Raw genomic sequence first — 260 nt, 5'->3', positions numbered from 1 at the left:
CGCCCACACTTGGGGTTTAATTAAACTGTTTACCTTTAGCTTTAAACCAATACTAAAAAGAAGAAGGGTTACGCCAAGTGCTGCTATTGTATCGAGCAACTCTGTACTTTTATAACCCGATAAATTTAAAGCAAAACCTGCTAATAAAAATCCAATAAGAGGAGGCAGCTTTAACTGATAAACAGCAAAGCCACACACAAACGCGGCGGCAAAATAGATTAGTTCCATAATTCTTAATATCACTTCATTTGGGGTTGCAG

1 protein-coding gene is annotated in these 260 nt (G+C 37.7%); it reads right to left on the bottom strand.

Annotated elements, in window-relative coordinates; genetic code table 11:
• Positions 1 to 260 (bottom strand): cation:proton antiporter domain-containing protein (locus AAEY83_RS16300; protein ID WP_351060701.1); only part of this gene is annotated, 260 nt, incomplete at both ends.

Origin of the sequence: Psychrobacter sp. TB20-MNA-CIBAN-0197 (assembly GCF_040309765.1) — a bacterium.
Taxonomy (GTDB): domain Bacteria; phylum Pseudomonadota; class Gammaproteobacteria; order Pseudomonadales; family Moraxellaceae; genus Psychrobacter; species Psychrobacter submarinus.
Note: the sequence above shows the minus strand (reverse complement) of the source record. Positions and strands in the feature narration are given on the sequence as shown.